At 47.6% G+C, this 21,969-nt stretch carries 23 protein-coding genes; 10 read left to right on the top strand and 13 right to left on the bottom strand.

The genetic code is table 11. The features are described from left to right. Window positions 1-36 precede the first annotated feature (36 nt). Window positions 37-555 carry a DUF1836 domain-containing protein gene (locus tag H0G69_RS09755; protein WP_006500804.1) on the top strand — a complete coding sequence of 173 codons (519 nt, stop codon included), beginning with the start codon at window positions 37-39 and terminating at the stop codon, window positions 553-555. Here the strand turns inward: H0G69_RS09755 and H0G69_RS09750 are convergent. Beyond that, window positions 552-1,373 (bottom strand): sugar phosphate isomerase/epimerase family protein, encoded by an 822-nt coding sequence (locus tag H0G69_RS09750; RefSeq protein ID WP_180304817.1) that lies wholly within the window; start codon window positions 1,371-1,373, stop codon window positions 552-554. The two genes, H0G69_RS09755 and H0G69_RS09750, sit on opposite strands and share 4 nt — an antisense overlap. Window positions 1,374-1,774: 401 nt before the next feature. Here H0G69_RS09750 and H0G69_RS09745 point away from each other — a divergent pair, with 401 nt between their 5' ends. Next, window positions 1,775-3,148: a Na+/H+ antiporter NhaC family protein gene (locus H0G69_RS09745; protein ID WP_034541159.1), complete on the top strand. Its 1,374-nt coding sequence runs from the start codon at window positions 1,775-1,777 to the stop codon at window positions 3,146-3,148. Between the two features lie 54 nt (window positions 3,149-3,202). Here the strand turns inward: H0G69_RS09745 and H0G69_RS09740 are convergent, their stop codons facing one another. The 3 genes from H0G69_RS09740 to ybaK form a co-directional block, all read right to left on the bottom strand. Then, complete coding sequence (locus tag H0G69_RS09740) at window positions 3,203-4,636, bottom strand: C69 family dipeptidase (protein WP_034541160.1); 1,434 nt, start codon at window positions 4,634-4,636, stop codon at window positions 3,203-3,205. A gap of 80 nt (window positions 4,637-4,716) precedes the next feature. After that, complete coding sequence (locus tag H0G69_RS09735; RefSeq protein WP_180304816.1) at window positions 4,717-5,457, bottom strand: hypothetical protein; 741 nt, start codon at window positions 5,455-5,457, stop codon at window positions 4,717-4,719. 6 nt (window positions 5,458-5,463) lie between these two features. Beyond that, the gene (gene ybaK, locus H0G69_RS09730) at window positions 5,464-5,964 is read right to left on the bottom strand and encodes a Cys-tRNA(Pro) deacylase (RefSeq protein WP_006500799.1); all 501 of its coding nucleotides are present in this window, start codon (window positions 5,962-5,964) and stop codon (window positions 5,464-5,466) included. Window positions 5,965-6,233: 269 nt separating this feature from the next. On the opposite strand from ybaK, the gene H0G69_RS09725 reads away from it, so the two are divergent. The 5 genes from H0G69_RS09725 (at window position 6,234) to ptsP (ending at window position 13,177) form a co-directional block, all read left to right on the top strand. After that, window positions 6,234-6,962: a GntR family transcriptional regulator gene (locus tag H0G69_RS09725; protein ID WP_033934983.1), complete on the top strand. Its 729-nt coding sequence runs from the start codon at window positions 6,234-6,236 to the stop codon at window positions 6,960-6,962. Between the two features lie 10 nt (window positions 6,963-6,972). Then, the gene (locus tag H0G69_RS09720; protein ID WP_180304815.1) at window positions 6,973-7,776 is read left to right on the top strand and encodes a Cof-type HAD-IIB family hydrolase; all 804 of its coding nucleotides are present in this window, start codon (window positions 6,973-6,975) and stop codon (window positions 7,774-7,776) included. Between the two features lie 294 nt (window positions 7,777-8,070). Next, window positions 8,071-10,470 (top strand): phosphoketolase family protein, encoded by a 2,400-nt coding sequence (locus H0G69_RS09715; RefSeq protein WP_034541162.1) that lies wholly within the window; start codon window positions 8,071-8,073, stop codon window positions 10,468-10,470. A gap of 181 nt (window positions 10,471-10,651) precedes the next feature. After that, window positions 10,652-11,314, top strand: coding sequence for a Crp/Fnr family transcriptional regulator (locus H0G69_RS09710; protein ID WP_056968711.1), 663 nt, complete (start codon window positions 10,652-10,654; stop codon window positions 11,312-11,314). A 135-nt stretch (window positions 11,315-11,449) separates the two neighbouring features. Beyond that, window positions 11,450-13,177: a phosphoenolpyruvate--protein phosphotransferase gene (gene ptsP, locus H0G69_RS09705; RefSeq protein WP_180304814.1), complete on the top strand. Its 1,728-nt coding sequence runs from the start codon at window positions 11,450-11,452 to the stop codon at window positions 13,175-13,177. An 88-nt stretch (window positions 13,178-13,265) separates the two neighbouring features. Here the strand turns inward: ptsP and H0G69_RS09700 are convergent, their stop codons facing one another. Beyond that, on the bottom strand, window positions 13,266-13,724 hold the full coding sequence (locus tag H0G69_RS09700) for a universal stress protein (RefSeq protein ID WP_006500793.1): 459 nt from the start codon (window positions 13,722-13,724) through the stop codon (window positions 13,266-13,268). Between the two features lie 135 nt (window positions 13,725-13,859). On the opposite strand from H0G69_RS09700, the gene H0G69_RS09695 reads away from it, so the two are divergent. Both H0G69_RS09695 and H0G69_RS09690 read left to right on the top strand, forming a co-directional pair. Beyond that, complete coding sequence (locus H0G69_RS09695) at window positions 13,860-14,267, top strand: hypothetical protein (RefSeq protein ID WP_052133617.1); 408 nt, start codon at window positions 13,860-13,862, stop codon at window positions 14,265-14,267. A 3-nt stretch (window positions 14,268-14,270) separates the two neighbouring features. Beyond that, window positions 14,271-14,738 carry a hypothetical protein gene (locus tag H0G69_RS09690; RefSeq protein ID WP_006500791.1) on the top strand — a complete coding sequence of 156 codons (468 nt, stop codon included), beginning with the start codon at window positions 14,271-14,273 and terminating at the stop codon, window positions 14,736-14,738. A 236-nt stretch (window positions 14,739-14,974) separates the two neighbouring features. Here H0G69_RS09690 and H0G69_RS09685 read toward each other — a convergent pair whose 3' ends face one another. Next, window positions 14,975-15,832 (bottom strand): SAM-dependent methyltransferase, encoded by an 858-nt coding sequence (locus tag H0G69_RS09685; RefSeq protein ID WP_180304813.1) that lies wholly within the window; start codon window positions 15,830-15,832, stop codon window positions 14,975-14,977. A gap of 3 nt (window positions 15,833-15,835) precedes the next feature. Continuing rightward, the gene (locus tag H0G69_RS09680; RefSeq protein WP_033934985.1) at window positions 15,836-16,252 is read right to left on the bottom strand and encodes a helix-turn-helix domain-containing protein; all 417 of its coding nucleotides are present in this window, start codon (window positions 16,250-16,252) and stop codon (window positions 15,836-15,838) included. Between the two features lie 139 nt (window positions 16,253-16,391). Between H0G69_RS09680 and H0G69_RS09675 the strand changes: the two genes are divergently transcribed. Beyond that, window positions 16,392-17,351 carry an alpha/beta hydrolase gene (locus tag H0G69_RS09675; RefSeq protein ID WP_180304812.1) on the top strand — a complete coding sequence of 320 codons (960 nt, stop codon included), beginning with the start codon at window positions 16,392-16,394 and terminating at the stop codon, window positions 17,349-17,351. Window positions 17,352-17,428: 77 nt separating this feature from the next. Here the strand turns inward: H0G69_RS09675 and hxlB are convergent, their stop codons facing one another. Genes hxlB through H0G69_RS09645 form a run of 6 tightly spaced genes read right to left on the bottom strand, consistent with a single transcriptional unit; the run spans window position 17,429 to window position 21,931 of the window. Next, on the bottom strand, window positions 17,429-17,971 hold the full coding sequence (gene hxlB, locus H0G69_RS09670; RefSeq protein WP_056968582.1) for a 6-phospho-3-hexuloisomerase: 543 nt from the start codon (window positions 17,969-17,971) through the stop codon (window positions 17,429-17,431). 1 nt (window position 17,972) lies between these two features. Then, window positions 17,973-18,596 (bottom strand): orotidine 5'-phosphate decarboxylase / HUMPS family protein, encoded by a 624-nt coding sequence (locus H0G69_RS09665; RefSeq protein ID WP_180304811.1) that lies wholly within the window; start codon window positions 18,594-18,596, stop codon window positions 17,973-17,975. Beyond that, window positions 18,596-19,555 carry a sugar kinase gene (locus H0G69_RS09660; protein ID WP_006500784.1) on the bottom strand — a complete coding sequence of 320 codons (960 nt, stop codon included), beginning with the start codon at window positions 19,553-19,555 and terminating at the stop codon, window positions 18,596-18,598. Before H0G69_RS09660 ends, H0G69_RS09665 begins: the two co-directional genes overlap by 1 nt. A gap of 27 nt (window positions 19,556-19,582) precedes the next feature. Beyond that, the gene (locus H0G69_RS09655; RefSeq protein ID WP_006500783.1) at window positions 19,583-20,872 is read right to left on the bottom strand and encodes a transporter permease; all 1,290 of its coding nucleotides are present in this window, start codon (window positions 20,870-20,872) and stop codon (window positions 19,583-19,585) included. A 28-nt stretch (window positions 20,873-20,900) separates the two neighbouring features. Next, window positions 20,901-21,647: a sugar phosphate isomerase/epimerase family protein gene (locus H0G69_RS09650; protein ID WP_033934987.1), complete on the bottom strand. Its 747-nt coding sequence runs from the start codon at window positions 21,645-21,647 to the stop codon at window positions 20,901-20,903. Between the two features lie 26 nt (window positions 21,648-21,673). Further along, window positions 21,674-21,931, bottom strand: a complete 258-nt coding sequence (locus H0G69_RS09645) for a hypothetical protein (protein WP_006500781.1) — start codon at window positions 21,929-21,931, stop codon at window positions 21,674-21,676. Window positions 21,932-21,969 lie beyond the last annotated feature (38 nt).

Raw genomic sequence — 21,969 nt, 5'->3', positions numbered from 1 at the left:
AAAGACTATCTAATTACTCGAAATGGAGGAACCAAAATGACGAGTTTTGAACGCTGGCAGGCTAACCTGGGCAAGATTCAGCTGCCACACTGGGATGAGCTGCCAGACTTGGATCTTTATGTCGACCAGGTTGTTGCCTTGGTTAATGATCGCGCTATGGGAATGGGCATCGCGCCGATTACCAAGTCGATGATCAACAACTATGTTAAAAAAGGCATCATCATGGCGCCAGTAAAAAAGAAGTACTCGCGCTACCAGCTGGCCGCGGTGATTATGATTGCCATGCTTAAGGGCAGCTTTTCGATTCCTTCAATTCATGAGGGCATCAAACAGGTTACGATCAATAATTATCCGCAGCAGGCCTATGATCGCTTCGTCGACTTGATGAATGCCCGGCTGCATAATGAATCAGCAGCGGTCGACAATCAGCTTGACCCGGTGAATGACCAGCTGATCAATTACGTTGTGGAAACGCTGTTCAACCGGATGCAGGCTGCCGAGCTGCTAAAGACCATGCAGGAAACTCAACAGCCGCGCGACGTCAAGAAGGGCTAATCAAGTGCTTGAGCCAGTCTGGTTAGATAAGCATGACTCTGCAGCTGTTCTTGGCAGTCTTCCTGGTTGGAGAGATTGATCTCGTAAATGCTGGTAGCATCAGGATTCAAGCATGGCAAGACACCGCGCCAGTCAATCTTGCCGGTTCCCAGTGGCAGACTGTCATGGGTTTGCCCCATTGAATCGACCAAATGATAATGAACGATCTGGTCCTTTAAATGCCGCAGCGATTTTTGCAGGCCTTGATTATTGCCGTGCAGCCAGATGAAGCAATGCGAGGTATCAAAGGCCAGCCGATAATGATGACTTAAAATCTCGTCTTCCATTGCTGGATCGCCATAGGCAAATACCGGCGCGATGGAGTTTTCAAACATGATGTGACTGCCGCCAGCTTTGGCAAAACGATCCAGGCGATCAAATGCAGCTTGCTGGGCGGCCGTCAGATTAGGGTAGCAGTCGATGTATTTGGTGGTTTCCTGAGCATAGGCGCCGTGAATCAGACATTGAACGTCAAGATCCTTAGCCAAATCGATCAGCTGCATTGTGGTTTCTTCAACAAAACGATACAGTTCAGGAAACTGTTTTTCAGGGGCTACGATCTCAGCGTGGGTAGCGCCAAACTTCATTGGATGGTGCAGAACGATCCTGCTGACGCCACGGCTCTGCACGTATTGAACGGCTTCATATAAGTGCTGATAGCCATTGGGCGTGAAGTCGCTTGCGTCGGTGTAGAATTCATAGACGTCGGGATGATGCTGCAGCCGGTCGTCGATCTGAGCGCGTTGGCTGCTGCCCTTTAGTCCAAGCAGTATTTTCATTTTTTAATCGCCATCCTCTAAAACAGATTATCTTAATTATTATAGGGCAATCAGCGTGGAATACACGAGCTGATTGTTTTGCCAAGCCAAAGCACCATTACTAAAATTAAAAAAGTCTAATTTTATATTGAATTTCTAATTTAATGGTTTTATAATGATGCCAATAACTTGGAAAACGGAGATGAAATCATGGTTCAAGCATTTGCTAAGTCAACGTCTTATCAACGCTATCTGTAAATGATAGTGGTTGTGTTCGTTATGGATGCAGGCACGCAACAGCTTGTATCCGCGGAAGCTTGACATGATGCCGCCGCGGGCCGTCCCGTGGCGATTGATGATTCATCAAATTTGCCGTCACGGAGCAGCGTGGCGGTTTTTATTTTGGAAAGGATGAATGGTCAATGGAACAGCGGCATTTGAAAATGACAGAAAGTTTCGGCGTAATCGTCGTTATGTTTTTGATTTTGGGAACTTTAATCATCAAATACAAAATGAGCCCGCAGATTCCGATTCTCTGCGTCTTTACGCTGCTTTTATTTTACGGCAGGTTGCGCGGCTTTACCTGGGAGCAGGTTATCGATGGGATTGCTGAAGGGATCAAACCAGGAATTATTCCGATGATGATCTTTATGATGATTGGGCTGTTGATCAGTACCTGGCTGGCCTCAGGAACGATTGCGACGATCATGGTTATTGGCTTTGATTTGGTTTCGGTCAAATTTTTTATCCCTACTGTCTTTTTGGCTTGCGGCATCGTTGGCATCATCGTGGGTAATGCATTTACGACGATTTCAACGCTGGGCCTGGCCTTTATGGGAATTGGCCACGTTCTAGGCTTTAGCGATGCAATGACGGCTGGGGCCATCGTCGCGGGCGGCTTTTTGGGCAATAATCTATCACCGCTGTCCGATACTTCCAATCTAACCACGAGTCTGATCGGTAATCGCGTTCCGGAACATTTGAAAAACACCGCTAAATCCGCGATCCCCGCAGCAATTGCGGCTGCCGTGATCTACGCGGTAATCGGCTTTAAAAATATCAATGCGGACCTTTCACGTGTTGACGTTATCAGCAGCGCGCTCAAATCCAGTTTTCATGTTGGCGCTTGGTCGCTGCTGCCGATTCTGGTACTTTTGGTTATGTCGTTAAGACAGGTGCCGGCAATTCCTACTTTATTGGCTGGCTCGTTTACGGCCCTGGTCTTGACCAAGATCTGGACGCCATCGCTCTCGTTTGCTCAGATCAGCAGTTTGTTGATGAATGGCTTTCAGATGCATGGGAGTAAGCTACTTGACTCGTTGATGTCTGGTGGCGGCATTACTCATATGCTGAACTCGATTGCGCTGATCCTTTGTGCCTTGTCGATGGGCGGGCTTTTGATGAAGTACGGAGTCGTCGATCAATTGCTGATTGCCTTGCAGAAACTGGTCAATACGCCATTTAAGCTGGTTTTGGCAACGATCGTCAGTGGGGTCGCCGTCAACGTGATGATTGGCGAGGAATACCTTTCTGAAATTCTGCCAGGCACGGCTTTCAAATCAGCTTACGAAGAACAGCAGCTTTCCCAAAACATGCTGACGCGCTCATTAGTAGCTGGCGGGGCCGACATCAATCCACTGGTACCCTGGAGCGTCAGTGGCATCTTCATTGCTGGAACCTTAAGCCTGCATGACTACGGCTACGTTGCCTTTACGCTCTACCCGCTGCTTAATCCATTGGTGACTCTGCTTTTAGCAGCATTGCCAAAATCGAAAAAACAGCAGGCAACGGCTTGATCAAAAACAGTCAAAACCCCCGCATCTCGGCTGAAATGCGGGGGTTTAGTAATGTTAGAGGTTCTTATCCATAATGAAGGTCAGTTTTGAAAGTTCCAGACCGTGCATGATCAGCTGGCTCATCAGCTCTTTGGTGCGTTTAGCCATTTCAGCAACCATTTCATGCGTCTTCTCGCTTAAAACGTCACTAGCTTCATTGTTGTCCATTCCTTCAGCAAGTGGGGCAGTTTCATCGATCCACTTGTAGAAGTATTGGCGGGCGTCTTTGAGGTAGTCAAGATCAGCCTGCAAAAACTCTGCATGATGGCTTTCAACGATCATAGAAAGTGCCCGGTACATCCAGTAGGCGCTCTTCAGATTCATGTTGAGCTCTTTAGGCGTGTTCTTGTAGCTGGCATCGACATCCGCGGCATTGCCAAAGAATGGAACGTATGGCGTGAACGTTGGAATCCCAAAGCTCATCCACATGATCGTTGAGGCCGCTTCTGGCAGATCAGGGCGAACCTGCAGAATGTGCGAGTTTTGGGTTCGATTCAAAGAAATTGGCCGGAACATGTGCTTTTCTTCATCCGTACCGTGGCCCAGCGGATCGTAAGGCGTGTTTTGGTAGTGACTGCTCAAAACTTCTTCAACGTCTTCCAGAGTAATCTTGTGGTCGGCTTTCATAACAAATGGCAGGTCAAAGTCCAGGGGATCCATCTCAACGTCTGGGCTCAGAACCTTGTGACCATACCATTGCCGAGGCGTGTTGTAGTGCTGGTCAAAAACGGTCGCCGTACCAAAAATGTGGCGGAAGTTCCAGCCATCGCGATCCGGATTCAGATGATGTTCTGCCACGAACTCGCGAATCGTGTCATCCCACATAAAGTTATCAGGATCATTGAAATCAACTTCTTGAATGGCGATGCGGTTGCCGGTTACCGCGTAGCAGTCATCAGGAATTCGCTGGGCAACCCAGTGATGACCAGTAATGATTTCCATATACCAGACATCGTTTTTGTCACTGAAGATTACGCCATTGCCTTCTGCAGAGCCGTATTTTTTGATCAATTGTCCCAGGTACTGAACCCCTTCGCGCGCGCTGTTGATAAACGGCAGAGTAGCAGCAACGATCAGATCTTCGTTGATGCCGGTATCTTCAACCAAAGGATCAAAGGCCAGCACCCGTTCATTAGAATAGGTGCTTTCCGTGGCGCTCATGCCAACGTTCTTTTCGTTAAAGCCGCTTTCATCAAAGACGCCTTCCGTTTTGTAGTTGACGTTGGGCGTTCCTTGGTAGCGATAGCCGTTGGCAGGACGATCAACCACGCATTTGTTAAGGTAGGCCTTAACCTGGTTGGGCTGATTATGGTATGCCGGGTAGGTAACGAAGCGCTGTGGAGTCAGGGGACCAAACGTATCATCGTTACGGGCAGCCATGGTTGAGCCATCAATGGTAGCATTTTTACCGACCAAAACCGTGGTGCAGGCAGACAGATTTTTCTTCATTCTTTAGACCTTCTTTTTTCTACAAAGATTCCTAATTGCATTATAAAAACAATTCTAAGCGTATCTGAATAGCAGGTCAATTATCCCAAACGGCTCAGCAGACTCAAAATTCCCAGCATCAGCAGATTGATCAACAGGGCAAATGCCAATGACCAATAAAAAGGAGCCAGCCAGGCTCGCAAAGTCTGGGCAACGACTGGTCCCGTCGTAAACTGACGAAGAATCAATGCCGCTGCCAAAAAGGCAATAAGCAAAGTCATCAGACCAGTGGCGGAGTTTTCCAGATCGGCACTGCTAAGATCAAAACCGCCAATGGCAATGTTGCCGATCAAAATCAGCCATAGAATCGTGCGGCCAGCCGCCAGATGAATCTGCGGCGCCTCAGTCTGAGTAATCAGGGCATGCCAAAGCGTAAAGATTCCAGGAACCAGCCATTGGGTCAGACCAATGATTGCCAGCGTACAGCCAACAACTGGAGCAATCCCGATAAAGACATTGCCAACACGCTGATAAAAACTGCGCTCGTTCCAGGCGTGATTGACATAGCCAAGAGCGTTGTCAGCTGGATTATGCGGATCAGGCACATGCAGCAGCCGAAAACTGACGATCTGATGGCCGAAAAACAATGCCGTCAGCAGATGACTCAGCTCATGAATGACAACGCCAATGCCGCCAAGAAGGATCTGAGCATAAAAGCCGCCGATGACAACAGACAGGGCCTTGTTGCGGCGACTGATCATAACGGTTAATGTCCCTAAGAGTACTGGGATCATTACCAAAAAGAGTCCCAGCGCGCCTAAGACTTTAAAATAGCCGTTCATGATCTTTTAATGCTGCTGCAGGTCGGCAAACTGGGCATGAACCAATTCAGCCAGTGCTTCGGCATTGACGGCGACAGAACGACCAATCTGACCAGATGAGACGTATATCTGCTCGCTGGCTTTGGCATCATTATCGATAAAGATCGGGTACTTATGCTTTTCCCAGATGCCAACGGGGGTATTGGCGCCGTGAACGTAGCCGGTCGTCTTAAGCAGATTTTTCAGCGGCACCATGTCGACTTTTTTGTTGCCGGAAACCCGCGCTAAGGCCTTTTCATCAAGGTGGCTGTCAATTGGCACTACGCCGACTAATGGTCCGGTGGTTGGCCCTTCCAGTACCAGCGTCTTATAGATCAGATGCTCATCGATGCCCAGGTGATCAACTTGCAATGACCGGACATCGCCATCTTCAAATGTTGGAAAGACTATTTGCTGATAGGGGATGTGGTGCTTATCAAGAATCTGTTCGACTTGAGTTTTTTTAATGCGTTGTTTTTTCTTACTCATAAAGGGTCTCCTTAAATAAATTGAAATATCAGCCAGGTAATTAATCAAAAACCGCAAGCCCATTATGACATGAGTTGCCAGAATTGATAAGGCGATGATTAGGTGTCCAATTAAAGATTGGGTATTAAATTTCAAGTTTTTGTCAAATCTGGGACGGACCAATTAACGTAAAAATGGTAACCAATTATCATGAGATTTGATATACTATGAACTGATTTAGATACTACAAGTTAAGACAGGGGTCGATGGACCGACCGAGGGGTAATTACATGGCAGACTTAGTATACCGCTCAGTAATGCGCGATATAAAACATAAGATACTCAATGGCGACTATGCGAATATGAAGCTTCCCGATGAACGCAGCCTTAGCAGCGACTACGGGGTCAGCCGCAGTTCCATCAAGCGGGCATTGGGAATCTTGGCGCAGCAGGGCATCATTTTTAAGAAACGTGGTTCGGGGACCTTTATCAACCCGCTCTATTTAAAAAATCAAGCGATGTTTCGCTATGAGGGCAGTAATCTAGGGATTACCGACAGTTTCAAGCTTGATGGCAAGAAACAGGGCATCAAGCTTTTGAACTATCAAGTCGTGCCGGCCAGCCAAGAAATTCAACAGGATCTTTTTTTAAACGACAATGATTTTGTCTATCAAATCAAACGGCTGCGCTTGATTGACGATCAGCCGTTCATGATTGAAACGGGTTATATTCCAATTAAAATCATGCCGACGCTTTCGCCAGCCATTGTCGAAGGATCGATCTTCAACTATTTGGAAGAATCACAGAATAAAACCGTTACGCGCTCATTTATGACGATTTCGGTTTCGCCTTCCAATGATGAGGACCAAAAAGAGCTGCATCTGAAACCTACCGAGCCAGTCGGTATTATGGAAGGTGTTTTTTTCCTGGATGATGGAACGCCATTTGAAGTCTCAAACATGCGCGTGCATTATCAATACATGAAATACAATACGTTTGTTAATCTAAACCAGGATTAGGGGGATCAATTTGATTAAGGCAATTGCCGTTGATATGGACGGTACTTTTTTAAATTCACAAAGCACGTTTGATCGACCACTGTTTGAAAAAGTCTATGCTAAGCTGCAGGCAAAAGACGTTGAATTTGTCGTCGCCAGCGGCAATCCAATCTATCAGCTGGTTGAAAAACGCTTTCCCAAAGAAGCAGATGGCATGGCTTTCGTTGCTGAAAACGGGGTTGAGCTGATTGATCGTGGTCAAGAGATCTACTGTGGTCAGTTTACTAAAGAACAGGTTGAGACGCTGGTTGCGTTTTTCCGCTCTATCCCAGGCGGCCATTTGATTATTTCGGGACGGCATCATGCCTTTGCATTTGCCGATGAAGACCCATTATTTGTAAAACGCGTTCAGCCGCATTATATCCACATGCAGCAAATCAATTCATTGGCTGATATTGATGATCCGGTAGTTAAGTTTATGATGGATGTGCCACCAAAAGAAACCAGATTTTGGATGGATGAGGTCATCAAGCGGTTTGGCAAGATCGTTCATCCCGTATCAAGCGGCTATGGCAACATGGACTTGATCATTCCTGGGATGGATAAGGCAACCGGCTTGAAGCGGCTTTTGGCAGCTCGTGGTTGGCAGCCCAGTCAGCTGATGGCGTTTGGGGATGGACAAAACGATGCCACCATGCTGAAATTAGCCGGCGAGAGCTATGCCATGGCGCAAAGTGCTCCTGAAGCCATTGCGGCCGCCAAATTCCGCTGCGGCAGCAATGATGAGAACGGCGTGTTAAATAAGATCATTGAACGTTTTGATTTGAACGTTTAAAAGCCGGCCCGATTTGAGGCGGGCTTTTTTGGTTTCTTAGCAAAAATTTAGAGTGAAAAACACGCCTTTTTCGCAGAAATTCTGCTAAAATTTGGGTGTTCAATCAATCGGAGCAGCTTTGGTAAAGCCTTTTATAATAAAGGCTGAAATGGATTTTTGATAATTGGACCGTATCAATTTTCAAAAAGGTTGACTTTTAGAAAAAATCCTATATCATAGATAGCGTAAATTGATTGAGGTTTACGAGACGTTATAGTCAGAACGTAGTTATTTTATTTAAGGAGTGTAATATCGATGGCAGTAAATTACGATTCCAAGGAATACTTGGAAACTGTTGACGCTTACTGGCGGGCAGCCAACTACCTTTCTGTTGGTACGCTGTTCCTGATGCACAACCCACTGCTGCGTCGCGAACTGAAGCCTTCCGACGTTAAGCCAAAGCCAATTGGTCACTGGGGTACGATTGTTCCTCAAAACTTCATTTATGCACACTTGAACCGTGTTATCAAGAAGTACAATGTAAACATGTTCTACATTGAAGGTTCAGGTCACGGTGGCCAAGTTATGGTCAACAACTCTTACCTGGACGGTTCCTACACGGAAATCTACCCAGAAATCACCCAAGACGAAGCTGGTATGGCTAAGCTGTTCAAGCACTTCTCCTTCCCAGGTGGTACTGCTTCACACGCTGCTCCTGAAACGCCAGGTTCACTGCACGAAGGTGGGGAACTGGGTTACTCCCTGTCCCACGGTGTAGGTGCAATTCTGGACAACCCAGACCAAATCGCAGCTGTTGAAATCGGTGACGGTGAAGCCGAAACTGGTCCTCTGGCTGCTTCCTGGTTCTCTGACAAGTTCATCAACCCAATCAAGGATGGTGCCGTTCTGCCTATCCTGCAAATCAACGGTTTCAAGATCTCCAACCCAACGATCCTGGCTCGGATGAGCGATGAAGAACTTACTAAGTACTTCGAAGGTATGGGCTGGAAGCCATACTTCGTTTCCGCTTACAACGGCGAAGGCTTTGATGGCTACAAGGACACCATGGAAGTTCACGAAGAAATGGCTAAGACGATGGATGCTGCTATTGAAGACATCCTGGCTATCCAAAAGCACGCTCGTGAAACTGGTGACGACTCTATGCCACAATGGCCAATGGTAATCCTGCGCGCACCTAAGGGTTGGACTGGTCCTAAGAAGGACTTGGATGGCAATCCAATCGAAAACTCATTCCGTGCTCACCAAATTCCAATTCCAGTCGCACAAGACGACATGGAACACAAGGACATGCTGATCAACTGGCTGAAGTCCTACAAGCCAGAAGAACTGTTCGACGAAAACGGTGCTCCAGTTGCCAAGGTTACGGCTAACACGCCAGAAGGCAACAAGCGGATGGCTATGAACCCAATCACTAACGGTGGTTTGGATCCTAAGCCACTGGTTATGCCAGACTACCGCAAGTACGCTGTTGACGTACAAGGCCATGGTGTTGTTAAGAAGCAAGACATGATCGAATGGGGCAAGTACCTGGACGAAATGTTCAAGCTGAACCCAGACAACTTCCGCGGCTTTGGTCCTGACGAATCCAAGTCCAACCGTCTGTACGCTGTTCTGGACAACGACAAGCGTCAATGGATGGAAGACATTCACGAACCAAACGATGAAGACTTGGCACGTCAAGGTCGGATGATCGACTCACAACTTTCCGAACACCAAGCAGAAGGTTGGCTGGAAGGTTACACGCTGACTGGTCGTCACGGTTTCTTCGCTACTTACGAATCATTCGGTCGTGTCGTTGACTCCATGCTGACTCAACACCTGAAGTGGATGCGTAAGGCTAAGGAACAATACTGGCGTCATGACTACCCAGCATTGAACTTTGTTGACACTTCTACGGTATTCCAACAAGACCACAACGGTTACACTCACCAAGATCCAGGTCTGTTGACTCACCTGTACGAAAAGGAACGTGCTGACCTGGTTAAGGAATACCTGCCAGCCGACACTAACGAACTGCTGGCCGTATCCGACAAGGCCTTCAACGACCGCGAATGCATCAACGTCTTCGTTACGTCCAAGCACCCACGTCTGCAATGGTTCTCCATCGACGAAGCTACTAACATCGTTAACCACGGTCTGGGCTACGTTGACTGGGCATCTACTGACCAAGGCGCAGAACCAGATGTTGTCTTCGTATCTGCTGGTACGGAACCAACTGAAGAAGCTCTGGCAGCTATCGACATTCTGCACGACAACTTCCCAGAACTGAAGATTCGTTACATCAACGTTGTTGAAATCATGAAGCTGATGACGCCTGACAAGAACGCTGAAGGTCTGACTGACGAAGAATTCGACCGTTACTTCACGGCTGACAAGCCAGTTATCTTCGCATGGCACGGTTTCCGTGACATGATCCAAAGCCTGTTCTTTGACCGTCACAACCACAACGTTCACATCCACAGCTACCAAGAAAATGGTGACATCACGACGCCATTTGACATGCGTGTGCTGAACGAACTTGACCGGTTCCACCTGGCTAAGGACGCTATCCTGAGCGTACCTGGCTACGAACAAAAGGCTGCTGCCTTCGTAAACGAAATGGACAACATGGTTGACAAGCACAACCACTACATCCGTACTGAAGGTAAGGACCTGCCAGAAGTTGAAGACTGGACTTGGAAGGGTCTGAAGTAATTTAACTTCGCTCGACTAAAACCTTAATATGAAAGCCGCTCGATTCATTTGAATCGGGCGGCTTTTGTTTTGCGATTTTTTAGGTCGATATCAGTGCAAAGAATGTTTATTGATCTAAATCAATTTTTTGTCGAATCAGCTTCGTTTATACTTGGGATACCAACTTTAAGGGGCGACAATTATGACAAATCACATTCATCATCATCAACAGCATCTTTGTGTTGCGACCGTACCGTTGTTTAATCAGCTGGCTTTATCTGATCAGCAGAAAGTCGAAAGTCTGGTGCGTCATCATCGGTTTAGTCGTGGTGACCAGATTTTAACGCCGGCTCAAGCAGGGAAAATGATTATTGTAGAAAGCGGCGCGGTCAAGATCTATCAACTTTCGCCATCTGGACAGGAACAGATGCAAAGAATGCTGGCAGCCGGTGAACACGACGGCGAGGCCTGGCTGTTTGGAATTGAGAATACCGATACCTTTGCCCAGGCAGAGCAAACTTCTGAGATCTGTACAATATCCTATGAAGACTTTGCTAAGTTACTGAACCAGTACCCTTCGATTGCCATGCGGCTGCTGCAGCTGACTTTAAAAAGGAATCGGCAGCTGGCGATGCAAAATCATCTGTTGGGGATGGATTCGGTTGAAGAACGGCTTAAGGATTATTTGAAAGAACAGATGCAGGCAAAACATTCAAGCGAGTTTATGCTGTCAATGAAGCTAAAAGACCTGGCGACCTATCTTGGTACAACGCCAGAAACGATTTCGCGCAAGCTTAAGGTTCTTGAGCGTCAAGGATTGATCAGGCATTCAGCCCGTAAGATTGAAATCTTGACCGAGTTTTAAGATTCGGTGCTGCAGTAACGCCTATGCAAACGCTTAAATAATGGTGGAAATGAAAATGATAACGGTTTATAATATACGAAGTTAATATATGTCAAACGGTTGACATTTAGAGAATTGATGAGGGGGACAAAAATTATGCCACAAATCATTAAAGGAATTGCCGCCAGTGACGGTATTGGAATTGCTAAAGCATATCTGCTGATTGATCCGGATCTGAGCTTTGAAAAGAAAACGATTGATGATCCGGCTGCGGAATATGAGCGAGTTGAAAAAGCCTTCAGCGCCTCGATTGCTGATTTGGCGACCATCAAGCAGAACGCCAAGAGCCGCTTGAGCGATGAGGAATTGGAAGTCTTTGACGCGCACATTGCCATTTTGTCCGACCCGGAAATGAAGAGTCAGATCAAAGATGAAATCGAAAGCCAGCACGTTTCCGCCGAAGAAGCCATGACGGACGTAACGACCAATTTTGCCAATGTTCTGGCCGCCATGACCGACAACAAGTACATGCAGGAGCGGGCCGCTGACGTTAAAGACGTTGCCAAGCGGGCGCTGAGCCATCTGCTGGGCAAGCAGCTGCCAGACATCGCCTCCATCAGTGAGCCAGTCGTAATCATTGCTAAGGAGATCACGCCATCCGATACCTCACAGATGGATGCCAAGTTCGTCAAGGGGCTGGCAACCGATCTGGGCGGCCGGACCAGCCACGCGGCAATCATGGCGCGGACATTGCGGATCCCAGCCGTGGTTGGTGCCGAAGACGTTACGAGCACGATCAAGAACGGCGATATGGTCATCGTAGATGGGCTGCACGGCGATATCATCGTTGATCCAAGCCAGGCTCAGATCGATGAGTATCAAGCCAAGGCGGACTCATTTGAAAAAGAGCGGGCTGAATGGGCCAAACTGGTGGACGCGCCATCTGTTTCCAAGGACGGCCAGCATTTTGAGATTGCGGCCAATATCGGCACGCCCGATGACGTAGCTGATGCCCTCAAGCAGGGGGCTGATGGCGTCGGCCTGTTTAGGTCTGAATTCCTGTACATGAGCAGCGATCACCTGCCAACCGAAGACGAGCAGTTTGAAGCCTACAAAAAAGCAGTCGTGGGCATGCAGGGCAAGCCGGTCGTCGTGCGGACGCTGGACATCGGTGGCGACAAACCGCTGAACTACCTGCCGCTGCCCGAAGAGATGAACCCGTTCTTGGGCTACCGGGCGATTCGAATCTGCCTGCACCGGCCTGACATCTTCAAGACGCAGCTGCGCGCCTTGATTCGGGCCTCTGAATTTGGTCCCGTTGAGATCATGTTCCCAATGATCGCGACCCTGGCTGAGCTGCGTCAGGCCAAGGCAATCTACCAGGAATGCAAGGATGAGCTGCAAAAGGATCACCCGGGTCTAGGCGACAACGTCAAGATCGGAATGATGATCGAAGTACCGCTGGCGGCGCTGTATGCTGATCAATTAGCTAAGGAGGTCGACTTCTTCAGTATCGGGACCAATGACCTGATTCAGTACTGCTTTGCGGCCGACCGGGGCAATGACGCGGTTTCCTACCTGTATCAGCCGCTCAACCCAGCCTTTTTGCGGCTGATCAAGCACGTGATTGACGCCGCTCATGCCAACAACACCAAGGCGGCCATGTGTGGCGAAATGGCCGGTGATCAGCTGGCTATGCCATTATTGCTGGGCATGGGACTGGACGAGTATTCCATGAGTGCCAGCTCGATTCTGCGGACGCGGAGCATGATGAAGAATCTGGATACCAAGGAATGTGCCAAGTGGGCCAGCGATGCCATCAACCTGTGCTACACGGCTGATGAAGTGGAAAAGATGGTTAAGACACGGCTGGGCTTAGACTAAGCGCCTGTTTTCCGCTAAAATGCAAAAAAGAAGGACATGCATCCAATTCCAAATGGGGCATGTCCTTTTATGATTAATTGAATAATTGCTATTTTTGCGTCCGAGCAACCATGACGTCGGGTTTGGCAACACGAATTACATAGCCGGTTACTGAGCCTAAGACGATGCGTTCAAAAGCTGATAAGCCCGTTGAGCCGATTACGATCAAATCGTTGTTGTGGTCTTTGGGAAAGTCGCGGCCGATAACCTGCTTAGGATTGCCAAACCGCACGTGAATGTCGACTTTGGCAACGCCAGCATCGATTGCCCTTTGCTTAAGGTCTTCCAGGCGTTCTTGAGTCGTCTTAACCAAGTCATAGGTTTGGTCGGGTGAAAGCGAGCTGGCAGGCGCGTAACCATCGGAAAGCTGCGTAACCTGAACGACATTTAAAATATCCAGGTGAGCATCGCAAGCCTTAGCCATCGCAATGCCTTTTTCCAAAACCTGAGCCGTGACCTTTGATCCATCGACTGGTACTAAAATGTTGTGATATTGTCCATCTGCCATTGTTGATCCCTCCCGATTTCTATAAATTTAGTATACAATATTTTTGGCCAGCAATCGGCAGAGTAATTGAGGTTTACAGCGCTTTCTAGTAGAATGGTGATGTTGCCAAGCAAATTATGAGGAGATTTTTTTAAAATGAAGAAAGTGTCGAACAACGTCATCAAAGTGATTGCCATTTCCACGGTTACGATGCTGATTGCACTGACTTTGGAACTGCTGATGTATCATCAACACGGCACGTCGCTGGTCAGCAGCACGGTTTTATGGCGTGCCGGACTGATCGTTGCGCTTTCAGTAGTCGTTGATTTTTTGGCGGCACTGGACTGGCGTTTTGATGGTTATGTAACGGTATTGGTAATGCTGTATTATGCCGCCGCAGATTGGGGAGCTTTTGAGGTGGTGCGGCCTAAAGCTTCCGTCTACGGGATGTTCGTACAGGTGCTGGCAATCCTGGGGATCATTCTTTGTATTGCCGGAATCTGGTATGGCATAAAACAGCGTCACTATTACTCAATCCAGGAAATCAACAAAATGGGGCGATAAGCGATGGAATTAACGGTTAATGATTATCTGACCCAGCTGGATAAGGCAAAAACGCAGACGGATACTGCCGATGCAGCTCAGATTCAACAAGCTGCGACTTTGACAAAAGGGCTGCAGTTCGTAATCGATCAGCTGGATGCCGGCTATCTGGCTCGTTATGTGTGGCAAGTCGCCATGCCAAGCGGTGATTCGCTTGAAGTAGCTCTAGAAACGAACTTGATCAATATTCCAATGCAGGAGGCCATGCGTCTTGACCCTAAGCTATTAGAAGGTGCCGATGCCAAACCAGTTAATCTGTATCTGGTGGCTACAGGAACCGATTTGAATGCTTCGGGCTTACGAATTGATGAGTTGGCTGCTGCTGACGAGCTAAACGGCTCAACCACGGCCCTGACTGAAAAAATGCAGGCCTGGGTGACGAAGCAGCTGGCACAGACTAATGAGAATCGCGCGGCCAAGGCGGCTGAATAGTTTGCATGAAAGCTTTAAGTGTGCTATTCTAGCCATTGCGATGAGTCGAGAGGTCAGGCAGCCGACCCTTGTTTGGCTGCCCCGCGCGAGCGGAAATGACATTTCGAGCGGGGCCCGTTAACTTGCCGGATTGCAAGGGGCCTGGCAATGGCGAAAGTGGACGTTCGTCACTAGCCTGAGATAATATCAATACGCAGAAAGACCACCGGAGGATTTTTCCTCCGGTGGTCTTTTGTTTACTGAGCCAAATAGATCTGTTCGTCAATCAAGTCAAATGAGTGGAGCTGTTCATTAACTTTTTTCAGCTCGTCATCCTGGGTTAGATGAGCATTTTGCCAGAATTTAGCTGAATCAGTAGCACCGTTTTTCTCACCAATGACCAATAATTTGACTTCTGGATAGTCTTTACGCAGCAGCTGCAAGACTTCCCAATCAATTTCCAGCTTGTCGGGCGACCATGACATGATGACATAATCGACTTGACTGCCATACTTTTTAATTGCGGCCAAGGCATCCAGAGGCTCAATCGTGGTGACGGGATGCTTGCCGGTCTCGTTTTCCTTGGTCCAATCGGTACTGTCGGTGGCAAAGATCGTCTGTGCTGGCCGCAGATTCCGCAAGCCGCTGGAAATATAGCCATTGCCAGCCATGATCTCAAGCGTTGGCCGTCCATGCAGGTATTCTGAAAGGGCCTTGATGTAAGGCGCGTTGACGTAGGACCACATGCCATAGGTCGCTTCCAGATAGTCGCGATAATTACGCAGAAGCCGGTCCAGTTTTGGCAAGGTATCCACGTAGCGATTCCAGAGCCGGTCGCCTTCTGGGTTGCCTTGTGGGTACTGCTCGTTGACTTTTTTAAAGATGATGTCTTGAATATTGTCGGGCAGCAGCAGTTTAGGTAATGGCTGCGGTAAAAGACCATTTTTGATCAGCCGATCGCTTTCCAAGACGTTATTGATCAGAAATTTAATCTGCGGAAAATCGTCGAATAGATCACGATAGGTCATCAATTGCTCGATATATGGCTGCTTTTTAACGACTTGATGGGCTTTTTTAACTTGTTTTTTGAGTTTCTTTAACTGCTTGGGGTTCATCGTTTACTCCTTAAAATCAAGATTCAGTTCTTCCTGCTTGCCATAAAAGGTGTCAGTTTCACTGCGCTGGCTGCGTCCCTTTAAGTAGCCATTGATTAATTGAAAAATTTCATAGCGATCCTGGCTGGTTAGGACGGTACCTTCAAACAGCAGGTCTTGATTTGAGAAGAAAAGTTTTGCCAAGTCGTGACCATCACGTTCGGTTCGGCCGCATAGATAATCCATGCTGACGTCAAAAAATTCGGCTACTTTACGAACCTCAACGAATGAGGGATTGCGGATGCCACGTTCCCAGTTGCCGATCTGAGTTGGCGTGTTGGGTCTTTCGCCAGGTCCCAGATGCTCGTTCAACGCTTGGGCAAGTTCATTTAGGGTGAGGTTTTGGCCTTTTCTTAAAGCACGCAGACGTTCTGGAAACATACGCTCACTTCCTTAATTAGTTTGTTACGATTATTTTATCATTATTTGAGCAACAGAGCGTGTAAAAAGAATTTCGACAATCAAAATAAAATCTGCTAAACTGGTAGTCATTGTGAATTTGAGAAAAAGAGGGATAATTTTGCATAATCAATCTAGGAAGCATCGGTGGCTGCGCTGGCTGATCGGCGTGGCGGCAACGCTTTTGATCATGATTTTTGCTGCTGGCGGCTACTTTTTTCACGTGGCAATGGTACCGGGGCACAAAGACTTTATCAATAACAATACGAAAATCGTTAAGAGCGATCCCTTGTATCAGCAGAAAAAGTGGTATCAAGACGTTCATAAAACGCGCTGGACGATCAAATCCGCAACCGGCAACTATCGGCTGGATGCCTGGTACGTCCCAGCCGCAAAAAAGACTAATAAGAGCGTCTTGATCGCGCATGGCTTTATGGGCAATAAGGATCAGATGGGGGCCTATGCCGCGCTGTTTCATCAGCTGGGCTATAACGTTCTGGTTCCCGATGCCCGCGCGCAGGGACAAAGCGAGGGTAAATATATTGGCTACGGCTGGCCGGAACGTTATGACGAGCGCAAATGGATCAACAAGCTGATCAAGTATAATGGTCAAGACAGCCAGATCGTGATGTTTGGCGTCAGTATGGGTGGAGCAACGACCATGATGACCAGCGGCATTCAGCTTCCGCGTCAGGTTAAGGCTTTTGTTGAAGACTGCGGCTATTCCAGTCTGGCTGCTGAGATCGACTATGAGGCACAGAATCTCTATCATCTGCCATGGCTGGTCCGTAAGCCGCTGGAAGGATCATTGAGCATCATCAACCGCATTGCCAATGGCTTTTATCTGCATGATGCCAGCTCAACGGCAATGCTGAAGCAAAATCATCGCCCAATGCTGTTTATTCATGGAGCTGATGATGATTTCGTGCCAACGCGGATGGTATATCAAAACTATCAAGCAACTCGTGGTCCCAAGCAGCTTTGGGTCGTTAAAGGCGCAGCCCATGCCAAGTCGTTTGCTACGAATCCTAAAGCCTATCAAAAACACGTCCAGAAATTCTTGGACCAATACGTAAAATAGGAAAACCCTAATGATCATCAACGATCATTGGGGTTTTTGGGAGTTTGAGGATAGGGAGTTGGTTGCAGGTTGAACGATTATTCCATGTTGCTGTGTTCTTTGGCTGCCTGATCATTAGAGGTATGGTCGCGGCGGCTTAGTTTCAGGCACAAAACATCTAAAACGATATGGACGGTCTGGTCAAAAAGGGTGCTTAAGAGTTGGATGGATTTAACCCCATCGCCAGCTTTGGTAGCACCTGGAACGACGATGACGCCATCGCCAAGTTCACTTAGTTTTGAGTTGGCGTTGCTGGTAACGGCGATGATTTCAGCACCGTTTTGCTTGGCTTTTTCTGCCAGTTCAACGATGCTCTTGGTATTGCCAGAACCTGATACGGCAACTAAGACATCCCCAGCCTGCACAGAAGGAGTGATGGTTTCACCGATGACATAGGGCGTATAGCCGATGTGCATCAGCCGCATGGCAAAGGCACGCGCCATTAAACCAGACCGGCCAGCACCCAGGACAAAGATGCGCTTTTCTTTGGTCAGCAAAGGTGCAACGGCATCCAGCTGAGTTTCGTCAACTAAATCTAAAACGGTATCGATTTCTTGTTTGACTTGTGCAATTAAGCTCATGTTATTTAACCTCTTTCATAAATTCCTTAGCAGCGGCCACCGGATCAGCAGCCTTGACGATCTTAGAGCCAACGATTACGGTTTCCGCAATTCCCTGTGCCTTGAGTTTTCGTGCCTGATTCAGGTCAATGCCGCCAGCCACGTTGATGCGCTTGATCTGCGGATATTTTTGATGGAAGCTGGCAACTGAGTCAGCGGCATCAAAGGCACCGGTATCATCTTTGGCATGATGCAGGCCATAGATTGCATTTTCAAATTGATCAATGGCTGCCAGTTTTTGATCATTGACTTCCATTAGGTCGATAAACATTTGCCGACCGTACCGTTCGGCAACCTTATAAGTAGTTTCCAGCGTTCCTTGCGAAGCCGCGCCCATAACGGTTAGAATGTCGGCTCCGGTTTCAAAGCCCTTTTCAAACTCGTACTGTCCCTCATCAATCGTTTTGGCGTCCAACAGCAGCTCGGCATGCTGCAGTCCTAATGCTTCTTTATTCAATGCGTAAAAGTCGTAATCCTTGATCAATGACGTTCCCATTTCAATGATGTCAACGATTGGATCAAGCTGACGCGCTAAATCCTTAGCCTGTTCTAAGGTAACGCGGTCAATTGCTGCCTGTAGTTTCATTAGTCTTCAGCAACTCCTTCCTGAGTATAAAATGCTTTTAGCTCATCAGGAGTTGGGTAGCCATCGTTGTCGCCGGGCGTTTGAATCTGGAGTGCGCCAACGGCATTGCCCCGCATTACTGCAGAGCGGAGCGATTTGCCTTCAAGCAGGGCAGTAATGACACCCAGGGCGAAACCATCACCAGCGCCAACCGTGTCGACGATATGGTCAACGTGGAAGCCCTTGACCGTGTACTTGTCGCCATTGCTGGTTTTTACGAACGCGCCTTCTGCACCGATCTTAACGATCACCGTATTGGTTCGTTCTCCCTTGAGGTAGAAGTCGGCAATTGCTTCTGGATCATCAGAGCCCATCAAGATCTTGCCTTCCTCGACGCCAGGCAGCACGATATCAGCGTAGCCGGCCAGTTCATTGATCGTCTTGACCATATAGTCGTGACTCTTCCAAAGCGGCCGCAGATTAGGATCAAAGGTAGTAAGAATATTGTTTTCATTCAGTCGTTTAAACAGCGCGCGGAACGTTTCTTCTGCGGTGTCAGAGATGCCGGGGAAAATTCCTGACATGTGGGCGATTTTGACGTCGCTTAAGTCAACTTTTTCAATGACTTCCTTGCTGAGATGGCAGGCTGCGGAGTTCTTCCGGTAGTTGAAGGTTTTAGGGTCGCCCTTGGTAACGAGCTCTTTTAGCTGATGACCGGTCCAGTAGTCGGGGTCAGAAGAAACGTAGCGGGTACCGACCTGATGACTGGCAATCGTCTTTTTGGTGTATTCGCCAAATGGATCCTCGCCGACACGCGAGATGTATTCAACCGAATGGCCAAGACGCTTGACGCCAATTGCTACGTTAAGCTCAGCACCGCCAAGGATTTTGTGCCATTCTAAGGCATCAGCCATTGAAACATCGGGTTCTTTGGAACAAAAAGTGACGATTGGTTCACCGATAGTAATTACTTCACTCATGATTCATATACCTCTTTTTAAATTAGTTTAGCCGAAGAAATGGAATACCAGCAGCTCATTAATGATACTTACAATCCACATAACGGGTACGCCATTCTTCAAGAATTTCTTAGAATCAACCTTCATGTAGTCCAGGCCCCAGACGTTCCATGACTGAGTAATATCAGTTGAAACGGCTAATAACGTTGGCACGTACATTAAAGGCAGCAACAATGCATCCGAGAACAGACCGATTCCTGAAAGAACGGCTGCGGTTGCGGCGCCGGCACCCCAGACATGGAGCGGACCACGGAACAATGCTAATGGTGCCAGGATTCCCATTGCCAGACACAGAATTAAGGTGTTGTGCGGCAGAATGGCAGCAAAGATTGGACGGAAACGAACGGCATTCATTGAAGCGGCACCGCTAAACATGGTCAGTGCCATCAAGAACATAATCAATCCGGCAATATCGCTGATAGCAGTTTTGATCGTGTCATTCATAAATTGAATCGAGTGCTTGTAATCTTTAAACTGTCCCGTCAGCAGCATTGCAATTAAAGTACCAAGCGTTAGGGCCGGAACCGCATCCCATTTGAAAAGCATGTTCATGACAACTGGGATGATCGGCACAAGATATGAAATCACCGGTACCGACTTGACTTCATCAGCGTTGTCAGCCGCGCCGATAATTGCCAGATTTTCATCTGCTTTGGCAGGGTCAATCTGTTTGCGATGAACGAATAAAAAGATCAATACAGCAACCATCTGAACGATCATGGCAGCAATGCCGAATTCAAGGTATTTGCCACCGTAGACCGCCTTTGGGAAGAATGCTTTCATTTGGTTGTACAAGACAACGTTCAGATACATAGGAGCACCGATCGACAAAACGAATACCGAGAGGGCCAGATCACGGGGTAAACCGACCGACAGCAGGATTGGCAACAGGATAACGCCGATTGCGATTACCGAGCCAACCCCATAGGCACTGACAAAAATCAGGCATGTGACCAAGGCAACCAACACCGCGGCCAAAAGCGGCTTTTTCTTACCGACTTTATTGGTAGCGGCTGAGATGGCTGGTGCGATGCCACTGTCAACCAAGACGCGTCCGAACCAAGAACCAAAAACAATGTAGATGATCGTTGGGCCGTAGTTTAGGGCTGGCTCAGCGAAGATTTTTTTAATGGCAACATTGAATGGCACTAATCCAATCACGGCCCATAAAATAGCCATGATGAAAAAACCAATCATCAAATTGCCGCCTTTAAGAATATAGACAATAAAACCAATAAATGTGATCAAAAGCAAGATCGCAATGATAGTAGAAGACATAATTGCTCACCCTAGACTTTCTGATGAATTAAATATTTTCTTGAAACAGTTTGATTTGTGCGGCAACGTCTTGGTCGGAAGCCATTGGGAATTCCAAAGCAAATTGAACGTCATGCGGCAGATAGCTGCAGATGATCTTCCAATTGAACATGCCCTTATCCAAATCATCGGTGGTGATCATATGACCTTCGCTGTCCAGCATGGAGTTTTTAAGATGGATGTAGTCGCAATAAGGTGCAAGCTGCTTGGCGGCCAAAACGGCATCGAAGCCGGTAAAGGCCCAGTTGCCAAGATCGTAAACGTAGCCGATGCTGTTGAGGCCAGCGTTTCTTGCTGCAGTCAGGAATTTAATGATTGCATCAGGAGTTCCTGAGACTGGTGTTTGGTCATTTTCAACATTCATTTTGATTTCAGCCAATGGCAGTTTGCTTAAATCTTTTGCCAGGTCGCCATGGTAGCTTGAGAAGTTGCCAGTGTTGAACTTGATTTTGGCGATGCCCATCTGCTTGCCTTCCGCAAAGTATTGTGGCAGCTTAGGATTGATCGTGCCATCAGCTTCAAAGATCACATCCGGCACACTGTAGTTGACGATCAAATCATTTTCGCGGGCGGCTTTGGCAACGGCGGCTAATTCAACATCAAAGTCTTTGAAGTATTCGCGACGAACTTCGATGCCATCTGCACCCAAAGCGGCAACCCGCTTAACCAGGTCAACTTGACTGACACCTTTCTTAACATCATTTTCAAAAATCCAAGTGTTTAAGATTAAAGTCATTTTTTTCGTCCCCTTTTTAAAATGTCTCAGTACTTGTTTAATGATTTGACTCGATTCAGCAATTCTTCAAAAGTCAGATCTTGAAATTTTTTCTCATCAACCCGCTTGAAATTGGTTCTTTCAATGGCGTTAAAATCGTCAACCAGATAATAGGCGGTTAGATAGCTCAGTAGAAACTTCTTAGCGGCAATGGCCAGGTCTTTGTCTGCGATTGCTTCCGTTTGGGCGGTTTGGGCAAACTTCAAGGCAAAGGCTTCTGGATCGATTAGTGTTCTTTCGTTCAAGATCGCACCTCCAAAAATGATTTCGCTTTCAACGATTT

It is taken from the genome of Limosilactobacillus mucosae (assembly GCF_013423865.1).
Taxonomy (GTDB): domain Bacteria; phylum Bacillota; class Bacilli; order Lactobacillales; family Lactobacillaceae; genus Limosilactobacillus; species Limosilactobacillus mucosae.
The sequence above is the reverse complement of the archived record's forward strand: the minus strand, read 5'-3'. Positions and strand labels throughout refer to the sequence as shown.